This window comes from Microbacterium sp. CPCC 204701 (assembly GCF_004010105.1).
Taxonomy (GTDB): domain Bacteria; phylum Actinomycetota; class Actinomycetes; order Actinomycetales; family Microbacteriaceae; genus Microbacterium.
Genome location: NZ_RRYE01000025.1, coordinates 1 through 18,455, shown reverse-complemented (window position 1 = coordinate 18,455; position 18,455 = coordinate 1). Strand labels below are relative to the sequence as shown.

The following is an 18,455-nucleotide window of genomic DNA, read 5'->3' as shown; positions in this document are numbered from 1 at the left end:
GACCGATCTCGAAGGTCGTACGGCGATCGTCGTGGATGACGGCGTCGCGACGGGATCGAGCGCGGTCGCCGCGTGTCGTGCGCTGCGCTCGCGCGGGCCCTCGCGGATCGTCCTGGCCGTGCCGGTCGCGCCGACGCGGTGGAGCCCTCCGGGCGACGCGGTCGACGAGTTCGTCTGCCCGCACCGTGAGCGCGACTTCTGGGCTGTCGGTCAGTACTACGACCACTTCGCGCAGACCGCCGACGAAGAGGTGGTCCGACTGCTCAGCGGGCGCTGAGCGCGTTCGTCTCGCTCGGTCTTCGGTCGCTCAACGACCGGGCCCCCGGTCGTTGAGCGAGCGAAGCGAGTCGAAGCGCCGTGAGCGTCAGCGCGACAGCGCCGCCCGCAGCGTGTCGAGCCCGACGCCGCCGATGTCGAGCGCGCGCTTGTGGAAGCGCTTGATGTCGAAGGCCTCGCCCTCGCGCTCTGCGACCTCGTCGCGCAGCTGCTCCCAGATGCGCTGGCCCACCTTGTACGACGGTGCCTGCCCCGGCCAGCCGAGGTAGCGGTTGACCTCGAACGTCACGAACTCGTCCGACATGTTGACGTTGTGGCGCATGAACTCGAGCGCGAAGGCCGCGTCCCACGTGCCGTTCCCGTCGGGGCGCGGCTTCTCGAGGTGCACGCCGATGTCGAGCACGACGCGCGCGGCGCGCATGCGCTGGCCGTCGAGCATGCCCAGCCGATCGGCGGGGTCGGAGAGGTAGCCCAGCTGCTCCATGAGCCGCTCGGCGTACAGCGCCCAGCCCTCGGCGTGACCGGACGTGCCGCCGAGAAGGCGGCGGTACGAGTTCAGCTGTGCGCGGTTGTACACGGCCTGCGCGATCTGCAGGTGGTGGCCGGGAACGCCCTCGTGGTACACCGTGGTGAGCTCACGCCACGTGTCGAACTCCTCGACGCCCGCCGGGACCGACCACCACATGCGGCCGGGACGCGAGAAGTCGTCAGTGGGACCGGTGTAGTAGATCCCGCCTTCCTGCGTCGGCGCGATCATGCACTCGAGGCGCCGGATCGGCTCGGGGATGTCGAAGTGCGAGCGACCGAGCTCCTCGACCGCGCGGTCGCTGGTCTCCTGCATCCACTTCTGCAGGGCATCGGTGCCGTAGAGCTTGCGGCTCGGATCCTGCTCGAGGAACGCCACCGCGTCCTCGACGGACGCGCCCGCCTTGATCTCGTGCGCGATGGCCTCCTGCTCGGCGACCATGCGGGCGAGCTCCTCGAGGCCCCACTCGTAGGTCTCGTCGAGGTCGACCGTGGCGCCCAGGAAGCGACGAGAGTGCAGTGCGTACAGTTCACGGCCCACGGCGTCCTTCTCGGCCGCGGCAGGAGCGAGCTCGTTCGAGAGGAACTCGGAGAGCTGGTCGTAGGCCACACGCGCGGCGTTGGCGTTGTCAGAGAGGTCGCGCGCGAGGGACGCCGGAAGCTGACCCTCGCCCGGCGCCGCTTCGGCGGCGAACGCCGCGAAGAAGCCGCCATCCTCGGTGTAGCGCGCGATCTGAGTGACGACCTCGACGACCTGGCGACGGGCGGGGACGATCCCCTGCGCGATGCCCTCGCGCAGCGACTCGACATAGCCGTCGATCGCGCCCGGGACGGCCTTGAGGCGCGTCGCGACGACGGACCAGTCGTCGGCGGTGTCGGTCGGCATCAGGTCGAACGCGGACCGGATGTTCTGGGCGTGCGACGCGATCACGTTGAGGTCGCGCAGATGCCACTTCGCATCGTGGAGCTCGATACCGAGCTCGATCTCGCGAGCGAGGTCGTCCTTTGTCACGGTGTCGATCTCGTCGGCGGGCGTGGCGGCGGCGAGGGCGGCGAGGGCATTGCGTCCTTCGGCGATCACGTGCTCCTGGCCGGCCGGACTGTAGTCACCGAACCGGTCGTTGTACTCGGTGCGGCCGATGTAGGTCGCGAGCGTCGGATCGAGCTCGGCGAGCGTGTCCACCCATGCATCGGCGATCTTGTCGATCTGCGTGGGCGTGCGGGTTTCGTCAGTCATGGGTTCGAGCCTAGGGATGAGACGCGGTGCCGACAAACACGCGCCCGGGTGCCGCCACGGGTCAGTGCCCGGCGGCGTTCCAGTCGGCCCCTCGGCCGATCTGCACGTCGAGTGGCACCGACAGCTGCGCCGCATCGCCCATGCGAGCGTGCACGATGCGCTCGGCGTCGTCCCACTCCCCCGGGGCCACTTCGACCACGAGTTCGTCGTGGATCTGCAGCAGCACACGGGAACGCAGCCCTCGAGCGGCGAAGTCGTCGTGGATGTGGAACAGCGCGATCTTCATGATGTCGGCCGCACTGCCCTGGATCGGCGCGTTGAGGGCGGCGCGCTCTGCGTTCTCGCGCAGCACCCGGTTCGGGCTCGCGAGGTCGGGGAAGGGGCGTCGGCGTCCGAAGATCGTCTCGGTGTACCCGTCGATCCTCGCCTGCTCGACGGATGAGCGCAGATAGTCCCGCACAGCGCCGAACCGGGCGAAGTACTCCATCATGAGCTGCTTCGCCTCAGCCTGCTCGATGCGCAGCTGCTTCGAGAGGCCGAAGGCTGAGAGGCCGTACACGAGTCCGTACGACATCGCCTTGACCTTCGTGCGCATGGCGGGCGTCACATCGGCGGGGTCGACGGCGAACACGCGTGCGCCTACGAAGCGGTGGAGGTCCTCCCCGGAGTTGAAGGCCTCGATGAGACCCGGATCCTCCGACAGGTGCGCCATGATCCGCATCTCGATCTGCGAGTAGTCGGCCGTCAGCAGCGTCTCGTACCCGTCGCCGACGACGAACGCGGAACGGATGCGGCGGCTCTCCTCCGTCCGGATCGGGATGTTCTGCAGGTTGGGGTCGGTGCTCGAGAGACGCCCAGTCTGGCTGCCCGTCTGCACGTAGGTGGTGCGGATGCGCCCGTCCTCGCCGATGGCGGTATCGAGCGACTCGATGATCTGACGCAGCTTGGTGGCCTCCCGGTGCTGCAGCAGCAGATCCAGGAACGGATGCGGGTTGGTCTCCTGCAGATCCGCGAGGACGGCGGCATCCGTCGAGTACCCGGTTTTCGTCTTGCGCGTCTTGGGCAGTTGCAGCTCGTCGAACAGCACCTCCTGCAGCTGCTTCGGGGACCCGAGGTTCACCTCCCGCCCGATCGCGGCGTATGCGGCCTCGGCGAGTGCGTCGGCGCGTGCGCCGAGCTCGCCCGAGAATCCGGCCAGAGTGTCGTGCGACACTGCGACCCCCGCGAGCTCCATGTCGGCGAGGGTGACGAGCGTGGGCAGCTCGATGTCGGTCAGGACCGCCTGCACGCTTGCGGGCAGCTCTGCGCGCACGGACTCGGCGACCCGCATCGTGAACCACGACAGCTGCCCCGGCGTCGCGCCCTCGGTCTCGGGCACGAGCTGTGTGGGGTCGGACTCCGGCAGCTTCTCGTCGAGGTACCGGTCCACGAGGTGCGCGAGGGTCTTGTCGGGGAAGCTCGGCCGCAGCAGCCACCCGGCGACGATGACGTCGAACGCGAGTCCGCGCACGGTGAGCCCCACACGCCGCAGCGCCTTGACCTGCGGCTTGGCGTCGCTGAACACCTTAGGAGCGCTGGACGCGAGCCAGCCACTCAGCGCCGCGGCGACCTCGGGAGTCCAGGACGCCTCGGCTGCGGCATCCGTCGTCGCGAAGCCGATGCGCTGCGGCAGCCCGCCCGCGACCTCGACCGTGACGCCGACGTCGCCCTGCCTCGCATCGAGCCACTCGCGCAGGGCGCCGGGCTCGAGCTCGGCGGATGCGGGCATCGGCACCGCCGCGGCCGACGTGACCGCCGCCATCTGCTGCTCGATGCCGGCGAGCTCGGCGACGCGCGGGATGAGCGTCTTGAACTCGAGGCGGGAGAAGATGTCGCGCACGGCCTGCGCGTCCATCGGCTGCACTTCGAGGTCGTGCGGCGTCAACGGCAGGTCGATGTCGGTCAGCAGCCTGTTGAGCACGCGGTTGCGCCGCACGTCGTCGACGTGCTCGCGGAGGTTGTTGCCCACGACGCCCTTGATCGTGTCGGCGCCGTCGAGGAGCGCGTCGAGCGACCCGAAGTGCGTGAGCCACTTGACCGCGGTCTTCTCCCCCACTTTCGGCACGCCCGGCAGGTTGTCGCTCGTCTCGCCGACGAGCGCCGCGATGTCGGGATACTGCTCGGGCGGCACGCCGTAGCGATCGATCACTGCCTGGCGGTCGTAGCGCTTGAGCTGCGAGACACCCTGCACGTTCGGATAGAGCAGGGTGACGTCATCGTTCACGAGTTGAATGGTGTCGCGGTCGCCCGAGCACACGAGCACGTTGAAGCCCTCGGCAACGCCCTGCGTCGCAAGGGTCGCGAGGATGTCGTCGGCTTCGATGTCTTCCTGCTGGAGCACCTGGATGCTCATCGCAGCGAGGCAGTCCTGCAGCAGCGGGATCTGCCCCTTGAACTCGGACGGCGTCTCGGAGCGATTCGCCTTGTACTCGGCGTACTCGCGCGTGCGGAAGGACTGGCGCGACGTGTCGAACGCGACTGCCATATGGGTCGGTCGCTCGGCCTTGATCAGGTTGATCAGCATCGCGAGGAATCCGTAGATGCCGTTCGTGTGCTGCCCGTCCTTGGTCGAGAAGTTGTCGACCGGGAGCGCGTAGAACGCCCGGTATGCCAGCGAATGGCCGTCCACGACGAGAAGGGTAGGCTTTGCGGAGTCCGTCACCCTGCAAGCCTAGCCAGGGCGGACGACAGTGATTCCCGCCGCGTTCCCGCCCCGAGCGAAGGTGAGCCATGCCCGAACCCTCCGTCGCACAGCAGGACGAGCTCCCGTGGGCCCGGGCCCGCGGCATCGGAGCACTGGCCGAGAAGATGGGCTTCGAATGGCTCGAGTTCACGCCCGCTCGAGCCGTTGCGCGCATGCCCGTCGAGGGCAACACGCAGCCCGTCGGCCTGTTTCACGGCGGCGCCTACGTCGTGCTGGGCGAATCGCTCGGGTCGATGCACGCGAACTTCCACGCCGGTCACGGGCGCCTCGCCGTCGGCGTCGACATCAACGCCACCCACACCCGCTCGGCGACGTCCGGACACGTGACCGGAGTGTGCATTCCCCTGCACCTCGGCCGCACCCTCATGGTGCACGAGATCGTCGTCTCGGACGATCATGGCCGGCGCTGCTCGACCGTGCGCATCACGAACCACATAATGCCCGTGAGCTGATCGAGAACGACGAAGCGGATGCCGCGACGCGCGGCATCCGCTCCTGACGAAGTCGTGAGGACTCAGCCCTTCTTGGGTGCGAGCTGCTCGATGATGGCCTTCGCGACATCCTGCATCGTCAGGCGGCGGTCCATCGAGGCCTTCTGGATCCAGCGGAACGCCTCGGGTTCGGACAGGCCCATCTTCTCGTTGAGGAGGCCCTTCGCGCGGTCGACGAGCTTGCGCGTCTCGAAGCGCTCGACCATGTCGGCGACCTCGGCCTCGAGCGTGATGATCTGCTCGTAGCGCGCCAGCGCGATCTCGATCGCCGGCAGCAGATCGTTCGGGGTGAACGGCTTCACGACGTACGCGAGGGCGCCGGCCTCGCTCGCGCGCTCCACGAGCTCCTTCTGACTGAATGCAGTGAGCAGTACCACCGGCGCGATGTGGTTCTTGCTGAGCTTCTCAGCGGCCGAGATGCCGTCGAGCTGCGGCATCTTGACGTCCATGATGACGAGGTCGGGGCGCAGCTCCGTCGCCAGCTGGACGGCCGTCTCGCCGTCTCCGGCCTCGCCCACGACGTCGAATCCGTTGTCGCGCAGGATCTCGACGATGTCGAGCCGGATGAGCGACTCGTCTTCGGCGACCACGACGCGACGGGGGGTGGGTGCCGTCGATGCGGCGTTCTGCTCCTGCTCAGTCACCATTGAATCCTACGGTATGGTCGTTCGCGGACGCGCGCGAGCGCAGGCCGGTGTGGCGGAATGGCAGACGCGACCGACTCAAACTCGGTTGCCCGAAAGGGCGTGTGGGTTCGACTCCCACCACCGGTACCATAGTCGTCGGTCTTCTGGCACTCCCCTACCGAGAGTGCTAAAGGCGACGTATACTGCTGCCACGACATTCCGGTGGGAGCGTCGGCTCCCACCGCGGACTGTGTGGAGGCGAAACGTGTCTACTCAATCGACGGCCCGGTTCGAACTGCGCAAGATCAGCTCGTCCGACTGGGTCATTCTCGACCTGTCGCTGCCAGCCGATCATCCGGACCGCACGGTGGCGTGCGTGTACGAGATCGACGACCTCGAGAGCGACGTCGTGTGGCTGCGCGACCTCGGCCTGCCGGAGCACTACATGTCGCCGGTGGAGGTGCTCGACGACGTGATCCGGGTGAGCGTGCCCTCGTCGCCGTCACCACGGCGGCCCGTCCCGATACCGCACTTCCCGCCGATGCGGCGGGCGGATCCGATTCCGGCGTGACGACAAAGGGACGGCGGGGGTGCCTCGAACAGAGGCATCCGGCCGTCTCTTTCGACGTCAGGCGCCGAAGTACTGGTTGCCGAGTGCCTTGCTCTTGAGGGCCTCGTACTCGCCCTGGGTGATCGTGCCGTCGTCGAGCAGGGCCTTGGCCTGCGCGATGTCGTCAGCGGCGCTGGACGATGCGGCCGGACGGTAATCGTCGGACTCGGGCACCACACCGCGGCGCGTTGCCATGGCGCGCTCGGCCATGCCCTTGCCGCGGGCGATGATGTAGACCAGCGCCGTGAGGAACGGCACGAAGACCAACGCGATGATCCACAGCGCCTTGAGCCAGCCGTTGAGCTGGTGGTCGCGGAATATGTCGGTGATGATCATGATCACCACGTACAGGTACGCGATGAAGTAGAAGCTCCACAGCAGGAACCAGAAGAACTCTCCGAAGAACGACATCGTTGTCACCTTTCATACGAGGGACGGCGGCTGGCACCACCTTAGTGGGGCCAGCCGCCGTCTGACATGTCCGATGCGGCTCAGTCGCGCGTCTTGTAGATCGGGGCCTTGCCGTGCACGGCGTCGCCGACCTTGTGGATCCGGATGTCGTTCGTCGAGCCGATGATGCCCGGAGGCGAGCCCGAGATCACGACGACCTTGTCGCCCACCGCGGCGAGGTCGTTCGAGAGCAGGTAGTCGTCGACCTGGATGAACATGAGGTCGGTGTGCGCCACGTGCTCGACGAGCGTCGATTGCACACCCCACGTCACCGTCATGCGACGGCGGATGGCCGGATCGGGAGTGAAGCCGATCATCGGGATGCGGGGGCGCAGGCGCGACATGCGGCGAGCCGTGTCGCCGGACTCGGTGAAGATGCAGACGTACTTCGCCTCGACGAACTCGGCGACCTCCATGGCGGCGAGGGTGATCGCGCCACCCTGCGTGCGCGGCGTGGTGGTGAGCGGGAGGATCCGCTCGAGGCCGTGCTCCTCGGTCGAGCCGATGATGCGGGCCATCGTCTCGACGACCGTCACCGGGTACTTGCCGACGCTCGTCTCGCCCGAGAGCATGACCGCGTCCGCGCCGTCGAGCACGGCGTTGGCGACGTCGCTCGTCTCGGCGCGCGTGGGCACCGGGTTCTCGATCATCGACTCGAGCATCTGCGTCGCGACGATGACGGGCTTCGCCATGCGACGGCACAGCTCGACGGCGCGCTTCTGCACGATCGGCACCGCCTCGAGGGGAAGCTCGACGCCGAGGTCGCCGCGGGCGACCATGATGCCGTCGAAAGCGTCGATGATCTCTTCGAGATTGTCGACCGCCTGCGGCTTCTCGATCTTCGCGATGACCGGGACGTGGACGCCCTCCTCCGCCATGATGACGTGCACGCGCTGCACGTCCTTGGCGTCGCGCACGAACGACAGTGCGATGAGGTCGGCGCCCGCGCGCAGCCCCCAGCGCAGGTCGGCCTCGTCCTTGTCGGACAGAGCGGGGACGTTCACCGCGACGCCGGGCAGGTTGATGCCCTTGTTGTTCGACACCGGCCCGCCGACGATGACCTCGGTCGTGACGACCGTGCCATCGGTCTCGAGCACCTCGACGCGCACCTTGCCGTCGTCGATGAGGAGGAAGTCGCCCGGCTTGACGTCGTTCGGCAGCCCCTTGAAGGTCGTGCCGACGATCTCTTTCGTGCCGAGGATGTCTTCGGTGGTGATCTTGAAGATGTCGCCGACGGCGAGCTCGTGCGGGCCGTTCTCGAACTTGCCGAGGCGGATCTTCGGACCCTGCAGGTCGACGAGGACGGCGACGGCGCGTCCGGCGTCGTCGGCGGCCTTGCGGACGTTGGCGAAGTTGTTGTCGTGGACCGAGTAGTCCCCGTGACTCAGGTTGAAGCGGGCGACGTCCACACCGGCGTCGATGATCGCACGGACCATCTCATACGTCGATGTGGCCGGACCCAGGGTGGCGACGATCTTGGCGCGTCTCATCCGTGGTTTTCTCCGGGTGGGTGGGAAGGTGGCGAATGCCTCGGCCAGCCTACGCGGGCTGCAGGCCGATGGCGACATCGGTGGGGCGGACCGGGTCGGGCAGCTGCGTCTCGCCCATGAGGAAGCGATCGACGCCCGCGGCCGCAGCGCGACCCTCAGCGATCGCCCAGACGATGAGCGACTGCCCGCGACCGGCGTCGCCGGCCACGAAGACGCCCGGCGCAGTGGTCTGGTAGTCGTCCTCGCGGCGTACGTTGCCTCGCTCGGTGAACTGCGCACCGAGCTGCTCCTCGATGAACGCCTGCTCGGGGCCCGTGAAGCCCATCGCGATCAGCACGAGGTCCGCGGGGATCTCGCGCTCGGTGCCGCTCTTGGGCACCCGGCGGCCGTCGACGAACTCGGTCTCGGCGACGCGGATGGCGCGCACCTCGCCGGCGCCGTTAGCGAGGAACTCCACCGTCGAGGCGAGATACGACCGCTCGCCGCCTTCCTCGTGCGCCGACTGCACCTCGAAGATCGTCGGCGACATCGGCCACGGCTGGTGCTCGGGCCGCTCACCCGGAGGACGCCGGCCGATCGCGAGGTTGGTGACGCTGAGGGCGCCGTGGCGGTGCGCGGTGCCGATGCAGTCGGCGCCGGTGTCGCCGCCGCCGATCACGACGACGTGCTTGCCCTCGGCGGTGATCTGGTTCGGCACGGCGTCGCCGGCGACCGCCTTGTTCGACTCGATCAGGTACTCCATCGCGAAGTGGACGCCCGCGAGGTCGCGCCCGGGGATGGCCAGATCCCGTGGCACGGTGGAGCCCGTCGCGATGACGACCGCGTCGTAGCGCGCCCGAAGGTCGCTCCACGAGATGTCCTTGCCGATCTCGACGCCGGCGCGGAACCGCGTGCCCTCGTCCTGCATCTGGCGAAGACGCGACTCGAGATGGCGCTTCTCCATCTTGAAATCGGGGATGCCGTAGCGCAGCAGTCCGCCGATGCGGTCGTCGCGCTCGAACACGGCGACGGTGTGCCCGGCGCGTGTGAGCTGCTGCGCGGCGGCGAGACCCGCCGGGCCCGAGCCCACGACGGCGACGGTCTTGCCCGTCAGGCGTCCCGGCGGCTCGGGCTCGACCCAGCCGTGCGCGAACGCCTCGTCGATGATCGAGACCTCGACCTGCTTGATCGTGACCGCCGGCTGATTGATGCCTAGCACGCACGCGCTCTCGCACGGAGCCGGGCACAGCCGGCCGGTGAACTCCGGGAAGTTGTTGGTCGCGTGCAGACGCTCGATGGCCGCGCGTCCTTCGCCGCGCCACGTCAGGTCGTTCCACTCGGGGATGAGGTTGCCCAGTGGGCAGCCCTGGTGGCAGAACGGGACGCCGCAGTCCATGCAGCGCCCGGCCTGGCGGCGCAGCACGGCCGAGTCGCCGGGCTCATAGACCTCTTTCCAGTCCATGATGCGCACCGGCACGGGCCGCCGCGGCGGCAGCTCACGCTCGGTGACCTTCAGAAAGCCCTTGGGGTCAGCCACCCGTCACCTCCAGGATGCGGTTCCACACGACCGTGCCGTCGGGATCGAGCCCCTCTGCCACCGCCGCTTGGCGAGTCTGCAGCACCGCCGCGTAGTCGCGCGGCAGCACCCGGACGAAGTTCTCGGACTCCGCCTCGAAGTCGTCGAGGAGCGCTTGCGCGAGCGCGGAGCCGGTCTCGGCGACGTGCTGCTCGAGCAGGTCCTTCAGGATCTCGGCATCGCCCGAGCCGAGCTCGTCGAGCTCGAGCTCGCCCGAGGCCAGCGCCTCCCTGTTGACGAGCGTGGGATCGAGCCTGTACACGTAGGCGGTGCCACCCGACATCCCCGCGCCGAGGTTGCGGCCGGTCGGGCCGAGGATCACCGCGAGGCCGCCGGTCATGTATTCGAGGGCGTGGTCGCCGACACCCTCGACGACGGCGGTGGCGCCGGAGTTGCGCACGAAGAACCGCTCCCCCACGATGCCGCGGAGGAACATCGTGCCCTGCGTCGCGCCGTAGCCGATCACGTTGCCGGCGATGACGTTCTGCGCGGCGTCGAAGGCGGCCTTCCGCGGCGGGCGGATCACGATCTGCCCGCCCGAGAGGCCCTTGCCGACGTAGTCGTTCGAGTCGCCCTCGAGCCGCAGCGTGATGCCAGCGGGCATGAACGCGCCGAACGACTGCCCCGCGGAGCCGGTGAGGTTGACCTCGATGCTTCCCGACGGCAGCCCGTTCTCACCGCGCGCCTTCGTCACGTGGTGCCCGAGGAGCGTGCCGACCGCGCGCTCGGTGTTGCGGATGGGCAGGTCGATCCTGAGGTGACCGCCGTGTGCGATCACGTCTTCGGCGCGTTCGAGGAGGGCGACGTCGAAGTGCTCCTCGAGCTCGTGCAGCTGCGCCGTCGTGTTGCGGCGCGGCTCGTCGTCGGAGAAGACCGGGCCCTCAAGCACCGGAGCGAGATCGAGCCCGCTCGCCTTCCAGTGCCGGACGGCACCGTCGACATCGAGCAGGTCGCTGCGGCCGATCGCCTCGTCGAGGGTGCGGAATCCGAGCTCGGCGAGGTACTCGCGCACCTCCTCGGCGATGAACTCCATGAAGTTGACGACGAACTCGGGCTTGCCCGTGAAGCGCTCGCGCAGCACCGGGTTCTGCGTGGCGACGCCGACCGGGCACGTGTCGAGGTGGCAGACCCGCATCATGACGCAGCCCGACACCACGAGCGGCGCGGTCGCGAAGCCGAATTCCTCGGCGCCCAGGAGCGCGCCGATGATGACGTCGCGGCCGGTCTTGAGCTGTCCGTCGACCTGCACGACGACGCGGTCTCGCATGCCGTTCAGCATGAGCGTCTGCTGCGTTTCGGCCAGGCCCAGCTCCCACGGCGTTCCGGCGTGCTTGAGCGAGTTCAGCGGGCTCGCACCGGTGCCGCCGTCGTGTCCGGAGACGAGGATGACGTCGGCCAGAGCCTTCGCCGTCCCCGCGGCGACCGCGCCGATGCCCGACTGGCTCACCAGCTTGACGTGCACGCGGGCTCCGGGATTGGCGCGCTTGAGGTCGAAGATGAGCTGCTTGAGGTCTTCGATCGAGTAGATGTCGTGGTGGGGCGGCGGCGAGATAAGGCCGACGCCCGCCGTCGCGTGGCGCGTGCGCGCCACCCACGGGTACACCTTGGTGGGCGGCAGCTGGCCACCCTCCCCGGGCTTGGCCCCCTGCGCGAGCTTGATCTGGATGTCGTCGGCCTCGGTGAGGTAAAGGCTCGTCACTCCGAACCGACCCGACGCGACCTGCTTGATCGAGCTGCGACGCTCCGGGTCGAGCAGGCGGTCGACGTCCTCGCCGCCCTCGCCCGTGTTCGACTTGCCGCCGAGGCGGTTCATCGCGATCGCGAGTGTCTCGTGGGCCTCCTTGGAGATCGAGCCATAGCTCATCGCCCCGGTCGAGAACCGCTTGACGATCGACGACACCGGCTCGACCTCGTCGATCGGCACCGGAGTGCGACTCTCGGTCTTGAGCGCGAACATTCCGCGGAGGGTCTTGAGCTGCTGCGCCTGGTCGTCGACGAGCTTGGTGTACTCGCGGAAGATGTCGTACCTGCGCGTGCGCGTCGAGTGCTGCAGGCGGAACACCGTGTCGGGGTTGAACAGGTGCGGCGACCCGTCGCGCCGCCACTGGTACTCGCCGCCCGTCCACAGCCGCTCGTGGGCGCGGACCGCGGCATCCTCCGGGTACGCGTACGCGTGGCGCGCAGCGTTCTCGGCGGCGATGACGTCGAGTCCGACGCCGCCGAGCTTCGACTCCGTGCCGGTGAAGTACGTGTCTACGAGGTCCTGCGAAAGACCGACCGCTTCGAACACCTGGGCGCCGGCGTACGACGACACGGTCGAGATGCCCATCTTCGACATGATCTTCAGCACGCCTTTGCCGAGCGCGTAGATGAGGTTCTTGACAGCCTTCTCGGGGGTGATGCCGGTGATGAAGCCGGCGCGCACGAGATATTCGACGGTCTCCATCGCCAGGTACGGGTTGACGGCGGATGCCCCGTACCCGATGAGCGTCGCCACGTGGTGCACTTCGCGCACGTCGCCGGCCTCCACGACCAGACCGCACTTCATGCGCGTCTGCTTGCGGATCAGGTGGTGGTGGACGGCCGCGAGCATCAGGAGCGACGGGATGGGCGCGAGGTCCTTGTTGGAGTCGCGGTCCGACAGCACGATGAACTCCGCGCCGTCCTCGATCGCCTGGTCGACCTCCTGGCACATCTGCTCGAGGCGCTTCTTCATGCCCTTGTGGCCCGCCTCGACGCGGTACAGGCCGCGGATCGTGACCGATGTGCGGCCGGGTAGAGCCGTGTCGATGTGCTGGATCTTGGCCAGCTCGTCGTTGTCGATCACCGGGAAGTCGAGCGTCACGACGCGCGTGTGCTCCGCTCCCCACTCGAGCAGGTTGCGCTCGGGACCCAGGCCCAGCCCCAGCGACGTGACGACCTCTTCGCGGATCGAGTCCAGCGGCGGATTGGTGACCTGTGCGAACTGCTGTGTGAAGTAGTCGAACAGCAGGCGCGGACGCTCGCTGAGCACCGCGACCGGCGTGTCGGACCCCATCGCGCCGAGGGGCTCGGCGCCGGTCTGGCCCATCGGGGTCAAGAGGATGCGCACTTCTTCCTCGGTGTAGCCGAAGGTGCGCTGGCGACGCGTGATGGAGGCGATCGGGTGCACAATGTGCTCTCGCTCGGGCAGCTCAGCCAGCCGCACGCGGCCGGCGTCGAGCCACTCCTGCCACGGCTCGAGGTCGGCCAGCTGGGTTTTGATCTCGTCGTCCTCGATGATCCGCCGCTGCGCGGTGTCGACGAGGAACATGCGGCCGGGACGCAACCGCCCGCGGCGCTTGATGCGCTCGGGCTCGAAGTCCAGCACGCCGGTCTCGCTGCCGATGACGATGAGACCGTCGGTCGTCTCGGTCCAGCGGCCCGGGCGCAGACCGTTGCGGTCGAGGGTGGCGCCCACCAATGTGCCGTCGGTGAAGATCAAGGCGGCCGGGCCGTCCCACGGCTCCATCTGCATCGAGTGGAACTCGTAGAACGCCCGCAGCTTCGGGTCGATGTCGGCCTGCTTCTCGTAGGCCTCCGGCACCATCATCATGATCGCGTGCGGAAGGCTGCGACCGGTGAGCGTGAGCAGCTCGAGCACCTCGTCGAACGACGCCGAGTCGCTCGCGCCAGGCGTGCAGATGGGCAGCAGCGGCTCGATGTCGCCGAGGAGGTCCGACTCGAGCTGCGACTGCCGCGCGCGCATCCAGTTGCGGTTGCCGTTGACGGTGTTGATCTCGCCGTTGTGCGCGAGCATGCGCAGCGGCTGGGCCAGCGGCCACGACGGGAACGTGTTGGTCGAGTAGCGCGAGTGCACCACCGCGAGCTCCGATGCGAAGCGCTCGTCCTGCAGGTCGGGATAGAAGGGCTCGAGCTGGAGCGTCGTCACCATGCCCTTGTAGCCGAGTGTGCGCGCCGACAGCGACACGAAGTACGCGTCGAGCTCGGTGCGCGCGCGCTTGCGCAGCCGGAACGTGCGGCGGTCGAGGGCGATGCCCGCGAGAGCAGACTCGTCGCCCACCGCAGGACGCGACACGAACAGCTGCTCGAACGCCGGACGAGCCTCGAAGGCGAGCTTGCCGAGGTGGTCGCCGGCGGTGGGCACCTCTCGCCAGCCGAGCACGGTGAGGTTCTCGGATGCCGCGATCCGCTCGATGCCCGCCTTCTGCGCAGCACGCGCCTCGTCGTCGCGGGGCAGGAACACCATTCCGGCGGCGTACTCCCCCACCGGAGGCAGCTCGAAGGCGACGACGGCGCGCAGGAACGCGTCGGGCATTTGCGTCAGAATGCCGGCCCCGTCGCCGGTGCCCGCGTCGGAGCCGATGGCGCCGCGGTGCTCGAGATTGCGCAGCGCCGTGAGCGCGAGGTCGATGATGTCGTGACCTGCCTCGCCGCGCAGGGTCGCGACCATCGCCAGGCCGCACGCGTCCTTCTCGAACGCGGGGTTGTACATGCCCTGCTTGGCAGGGAATCCTGCAAGACCCGACGCTGCGGGGCTGCCGGCCTGCATAGAGGCGCCGTGACGGGGGCTCGAAGCCATACCTACCGTCCTCACATTGATGCTCAGGTTGGGACGACGTCGGCCCTGATGCCGCTCTCCGGGGGGAAGAGCGCTAGTTCGTGGCGGGAGTGCTTGTGGCGCTGGCCCCGGCGACCTCGGACGTCGGGGGTTCGCTGACGTCGACGAAGTCGTCGGTGTTCTGCGATTGTACAGCCCCTTCCGCGGTCCACTCGCGACCAGGGACGTACGGCGACGGCTCGAAGCCGGGGTGGCGGCGCCGCTGCACGAAGAAGATCACGAGGCCGATCGCGACGCCCAGGATCGCGGCCCACACGTTGGTGCGGATGCCGAGGATGATCTCGCTCGGGTCGATGCGGATGGACTCCCACACGATGCGGCCCGCGCTGTACCAGACCAGGTACAGCCCGAACAGGCGGCCCCACTGGAGGCGGAACTGTCGGCCCGCCCATACGAGCACGACCACGCCCAGGACGTTCCAGATCATCTCGTACAGGAACGTCGGGTGGAAGAGGGTGCCCTCCGGGAGGCCGATCGGCCATGCCGGATTCGGGTAATCGATCTCGAGTCCCCACGGCACGTCGGTCGGCAGGCCGTAGAGCTCTTGATTGAACCAGTTGCCGAAGCGGCCGATCGCCTGCGCGAGCAGGAGCCCCGGTGCCAGCGCGTCGGCGAAGGTCCAGAAGCGGATGCCGGTCCACCGGCAGCCGAGCCACGCACCGACCGCGCCGCCGATGAGGGCGCCGTAGATCGCGATGCCGCCCTCCCAGATGTACAGCGCCGAGAGCGGGTTCGCGCCCTCGCCGAAGTAGAAGTCCCAGTGGGTGAGCACGTGATAGATCCGCGCGCAGACGATCGCGAGGGGCACCGCGAGCAGCGCGATGTCGATCACGACCCACGGCTCGGCGCCGCGCTTGGTGAGGCGACGGTTCGTCCAGAGCACGGCGACGATGATGCCCGTGATGATGCACAGCGCGTAGAAGTGTATGCGCAGGGGGCCGATGTCGAAGTAGCTGATCGACGGGCTCGGAATGCTGGCGACGACGCTCGCGGCGGCGGTGATCATGGGAGAACCGTGTCCTTGGCTGTTGGGAGGCCGGTGGGGCCGACCTGTGAAGTCTAGTTCGCGACCCGCGCGGTACCCGCTGCGAGGGCCTTGGCCGTGTCGGCGAGACCTTCGAGCCCGCCGTCGCGGAGCGCCCGTACGAGCGCCGTGCCGACGATCGCGCCGTCGGCGTAGTCGAGTACTCCGCCGACCTGCTCGGCGGTCGAGATGCCGATCCCGACGCACGCGTGCTCGGCGCCCCGCGCCCGCAGACGCGCGACGAGGCCGCGGGCCGCGGCATCCAGCTGCGCCCGCTCCCCCGTTATGCCCATGGTCGAGACGGTGTACACGAAGCCGGTAGAGCTCTGCACGATCAGGTCCAGGCGCTCGTCGGTCGAGGTCGGCGCCGCCAGGAACACCCTGTCGAGACCGGTTCGCTCGCTGGCGGCGATCCATTCGGACGCCGCCTCCGGGGTGATGTCGGGCGTGATGAGGCCCGCGCCACCCGCCGCGAGCAGGTCGTCGGCGTACCGGTCGACGCCGTACTGCAGCACAGGGTTCCAGTAGGTCATGACGAGCACGGGGACCTCGACGCGTCGCGCGATCTCGCGGACCGCCGTGAACGTGTCGCGCATGCGGAACCCGCCGGCGAGGGCGGCCTGCGTGGCCTCCTGGATGACGGTGCCGTCCATCACCGGGTCGGAGTACGGCGGACCCAGCTCGAGGATGTCGGCGCCGCTCTCGGCGAGGGCGACGGCGGCCTCGATGCTGGTCTGCAGATCGGGGAACCCGAGCGGCAGGTAGCCGACGAACGCGCCGCGGCCCTCGGCGTGCGCCGCGTCGATGGCGGCGGCGACGCGCGAGGTCATAGCTTCGTTCCCTCTCCCTTGGCGGCCTCGTCGGTCGCGGGCGATTCGACGACCGCGCCGTCGTCGTACAACCCGAAGTAGCGGGCGGCGGTGTCCATGTCTTTGTCTCCACGGCCTGAGAGGCAGACGGCGAGGACTGCGTCGGGTCCGAGGTCGCGGCCGATGCGCACAGCGCCGGCGAGGGCGTGCGCCGACTCGATCGCCGGGATGATCCCCTCCGTCTCGGAGAGCAGCCGGAGAGCCTGCATCGCCTCGTCGTCGGTGGCCGGGATGTACTCGGCGCGGCCGATCTCGGCCAGCCACGCGTGCTCGGGGCCGACGCCCGGGTAGTCCAGGCCGGCCGAGATCGAGTGCGACTCGATGGTCTGGCCGTCCTCGTCCTGCAGCACGAAGGTCTTCGCGCCGTGGAGGACGCCGGGCCGGCCGCGCTCGATCGACGCGGCGTGGCGCGACGTGTCGACGCCGTCGCCGGCGGCCTCGACGCCGTAGAGGGCGACGCCGTCATCGTCGAGGAACGCGTCGAACATGCCGATCGCGTTCGAGCCGCCCCCGACGCACGCGATGACCGCATCCGGCAGCCGGCCCGCGTCCTCGAGCAGCTGGGCCCGCGCCTCCTCGGAGATGACCTTCTGGAAGTCGCGCACCATGGCCGGGAACGGATGCGGGCCCGCCGCGGTGCCGAAGATGTAGTTGGTCGTCTCGACGCTGGCCACCCAGTCGCGGTACGCGTCGTTGATGGCGTCCTTGAGCGTGCGCGAACCCGTCTTGACAGGCACGACCTCGGCGCCCAGCAGCCGCATCCGCGCCACGTTGAGCGCCTGGCGCTCGGTGTCGACCTCGCCCATGTAGACCGTGCAGTCGAAGCCGAACAGCGCGGCGGCGGTCGCCGTCGCCACGCCGTGCTGGCCGGCACCGGTCTCGGCGATCACGCGCGTCTTGCCGAGGCGCTTGGTCAGCAGCGCCTGGCCGAGCACGTTGTTGATCTTGTGCGAGCCGGTGTGGTTGAGGTCTTCGCGCTTGAGGAAGATCCGTGCGCCGCCGGCGTGCTCGGCGAACCGCGGTACCTCGGTGATCGGCGACGGACGCCCCGCGTACGAGTGGAGCAGCCGGACGAATTCCGCCTGGAACGCCGGGTCGGACTTCGCCGCCTCGTACTCGGCGGTCAGCTCGTCGATCGCCGCGATGAGCGACTCGGGCATATACCGGCCGCCGAAGTCCCCGAAGAACGGACCCGCCGCTTCTCGCAGACTCATGCTCCGGCCTCCAGGAACGCGCGCAGGGTGGACACCGGATCGTTCGTGACGAGCGCCTCGCCGACGAGCACGACGTCGGCGCCCGCCGCGCGGTAATGGGCGACGTCTGCGGGCTCGAGCACCGCCGACTCGGCGATCTTGAGCGCGTCGGACGGGATGCGGCCGGCGAGACGGCCGAACAGGTCGCGGTCGAGCTCGAACGTCGACAGGTCGCGGGCGTTGACCCCGATGAGGCTCGCTCCCAGATCGGCGGCGCGGTCGACCTCGGCGGCGGAATGCGTCTCGACGAGCGGCGTCATGCCGAGCTCGAGCGACAGCGTGTGCAGGCGTGCGAGGACGCCTTGCGGGAGCGCCGCCACGATGAGGAGGATCAGATCCGCCCCGGCGGCGCGGGCCTCGAGCACCTGGTACTCGGTCGCGATGAAGTCCTTGCGCAGCACCGGCAGCCGCACAGCGGCCTTGACGGCCTCGAGGTCGGCGAGGCTGCCCTTGAACCTCCGGCCCTCGGTGAGGACCGAGATGGCGGCCGCGCCGCCCTCTTCGTAGCGGCGGGCCTGCAGCGCCGGGTCGGGGATCGCGGCGAGATCGCCGCGCGAGGGGCTCGCGCGCTTGACCTCGGCGATGATCTTCACGCGGTCGGCGGGTGCCAGGGCGGCCACGACGTCCAGCGCCGGCGGCTGCGCCGCGGCTGCGGCCTCGACATCTGCCAGGGGTCTCGCCGCGGCACGGGCCTCGGCGTCCTCAA

At 69.0% G+C, this 18,455-nt stretch carries 14 protein-coding genes and 1 tRNA gene; 4 read left to right on the top strand and 11 right to left on the bottom strand.

The genetic code is table 11. The annotated features are described in order from the left end of the window. Positions 1 to 277, top strand: a 277-nt coding sequence (locus tag EIO58_RS03835) for a phosphoribosyltransferase family protein (RefSeq protein WP_274543184.1), incomplete at its 5' end; no start/stop codon positions are given. An 87-nt stretch (positions 278 to 364) separates the two neighbouring features. Here the strand turns inward: EIO58_RS03835 and EIO58_RS03830 are convergent. Together EIO58_RS03830 and polA are read right to left on the bottom strand one after the other, a co-directional pair. Next, positions 365 to 2,038, bottom strand: coding sequence for a DUF885 domain-containing protein (locus EIO58_RS03830; RefSeq protein ID WP_127818364.1), 1,674 nt, complete (start codon positions 2,036 to 2,038; stop codon positions 365 to 367). 61 nt (positions 2,039 to 2,099) lie between these two features. Further along, positions 2,100 to 4,739 (bottom strand): DNA polymerase I, encoded by a 2,640-nt coding sequence (gene polA / locus EIO58_RS03825; RefSeq protein WP_127818363.1) that lies wholly within the window; start codon positions 4,737 to 4,739, stop codon positions 2,100 to 2,102. 68 nt (positions 4,740 to 4,807) lie between these two features. Between polA and EIO58_RS03820 the strand changes: the two genes are divergently transcribed. Further along, on the top strand, positions 4,808 to 5,233 hold the full coding sequence (locus EIO58_RS03820; RefSeq protein ID WP_127818362.1) for a hotdog fold thioesterase: 426 nt from the start codon (positions 4,808 to 4,810) through the stop codon (positions 5,231 to 5,233). 62 nt (positions 5,234 to 5,295) lie between these two features. On the opposite strand, the gene EIO58_RS03815 is transcribed toward EIO58_RS03820, so the two are convergent. Beyond that, positions 5,296 to 5,919 (bottom strand): ANTAR domain-containing response regulator, encoded by a 624-nt coding sequence (locus EIO58_RS03815; protein WP_446723867.1) that lies wholly within the window; start codon positions 5,917 to 5,919, stop codon positions 5,296 to 5,298. 43 nt (positions 5,920 to 5,962) lie between these two features. Here EIO58_RS03815 and EIO58_RS03810 point away from each other — a divergent pair. Beyond that, positions 5,963 to 6,048, top strand: a tRNA-Leu gene (locus EIO58_RS03810). Between the two features lie 115 nt (positions 6,049 to 6,163). Continuing rightward, on the top strand, positions 6,164 to 6,469 hold the full coding sequence (locus EIO58_RS03805; protein WP_127818360.1) for a hypothetical protein: 306 nt from the start codon (positions 6,164 to 6,166) through the stop codon (positions 6,467 to 6,469). A gap of 57 nt (positions 6,470 to 6,526) precedes the next feature. Here the strand turns inward: EIO58_RS03805 and EIO58_RS03800 are convergent, their stop codons facing one another. From EIO58_RS03800 to trpC, 8 genes are all read right to left on the bottom strand, one after another. Further along, positions 6,527 to 6,919 carry an SHOCT domain-containing protein gene (locus tag EIO58_RS03800; protein ID WP_127818359.1) on the bottom strand — a complete coding sequence of 131 codons (393 nt, stop codon included), beginning with the start codon at positions 6,917 to 6,919 and terminating at the stop codon, positions 6,527 to 6,529. Between the two features lie 80 nt (positions 6,920 to 6,999). Beyond that, on the bottom strand, positions 7,000 to 8,448 hold the full coding sequence (gene pyk / locus EIO58_RS03795; protein WP_127818358.1) for a pyruvate kinase: 1,449 nt from the start codon (positions 8,446 to 8,448) through the stop codon (positions 7,000 to 7,002). Between the two features lie 49 nt (positions 8,449 to 8,497). Beyond that, positions 8,498 to 9,964, bottom strand: a complete 1,467-nt coding sequence (locus EIO58_RS03790) for a glutamate synthase subunit beta (RefSeq protein WP_127818357.1) — start codon at positions 9,962 to 9,964, stop codon at positions 8,498 to 8,500. Continuing rightward, positions 9,957 to 14,564, bottom strand: coding sequence for a glutamate synthase large subunit (gene gltB / locus EIO58_RS03785; protein WP_446723866.1), 4,608 nt, complete (start codon positions 14,562 to 14,564; stop codon positions 9,957 to 9,959). Before gltB ends, EIO58_RS03790 begins: the two co-directional genes overlap by 8 nt. A gap of 73 nt (positions 14,565 to 14,637) precedes the next feature. Further along, on the bottom strand, positions 14,638 to 15,609 hold the full coding sequence (gene lgt, locus EIO58_RS03780; protein ID WP_127818356.1) for a prolipoprotein diacylglyceryl transferase: 972 nt from the start codon (positions 15,607 to 15,609) through the stop codon (positions 14,638 to 14,640). A gap of 53 nt (positions 15,610 to 15,662) precedes the next feature. Further along, entirely contained in the window at positions 15,663 to 16,457 is a 795-nt protein-coding gene (gene trpA, locus EIO58_RS03775; RefSeq protein ID WP_127818355.1) for a tryptophan synthase subunit alpha, read from the bottom strand. Further along, positions 16,454 to 17,710 (bottom strand): tryptophan synthase subunit beta, encoded by a 1,257-nt coding sequence (gene trpB, locus EIO58_RS03770; RefSeq protein WP_127818354.1) that lies wholly within the window; start codon positions 17,708 to 17,710, stop codon positions 16,454 to 16,456. The genes trpA and trpB overlap by 4 nt, the downstream gene beginning before the upstream one ends. Beyond that, positions 17,707 to 18,455: indole-3-glycerol phosphate synthase TrpC (trpC, locus tag EIO58_RS03765; protein ID WP_127818353.1), on the bottom strand; the 749-nt coding region annotated here is incomplete at its 5' end. The genes trpB and trpC, both read right to left, overlap by 4 nt.

Coding starts and splice junctions, on each gene's coding strand:
- gltB (WP_446723866.1), bottom strand. CDS start 14,564: ATGGCTTCGAGCCCCCGTCACGGCGCCTCTATGCAGGCCGGCAGCCCC.
- EIO58_RS03815 (WP_446723867.1), bottom strand. CDS start 5,919: ATGGTGACTGAGCAGGAGCAGAACGCCGCATCGACGGCACCCACCCCC.
- trpA (WP_127818355.1), bottom strand. CDS start 16,457: ATGACCTCGCGCGTCGCCGCCGCCATCGACGCGGCGCACGCCGAGGGC.
- EIO58_RS03800 (WP_127818359.1), bottom strand. CDS start 6,919: ATGTCGTTCTTCGGAGAGTTCTTCTGGTTCCTGCTGTGGAGCTTCTAC.
- pyk (WP_127818358.1), bottom strand. CDS start 8,448: ATGAGACGCGCCAAGATCGTCGCCACCCTGGGTCCGGCCACATCGACG.
- trpB (WP_127818354.1), bottom strand. CDS start 17,710: ATGAGTCTGCGAGAAGCGGCGGGTCCGTTCTTCGGGGACTTCGGCGGC.
- lgt (WP_127818356.1), bottom strand. CDS start 15,609: ATGATCACCGCCGCCGCGAGCGTCGTCGCCAGCATTCCGAGCCCGTCG.
- EIO58_RS03820 (WP_127818362.1), top strand. CDS start 4,808: ATGCCCGAACCCTCCGTCGCACAGCAGGACGAGCTCCCGTGGGCCCGG.
- EIO58_RS03830 (WP_127818364.1), bottom strand. CDS start 2,038: ATGACTGACGAAACCCGCACGCCCACGCAGATCGACAAGATCGCCGAT.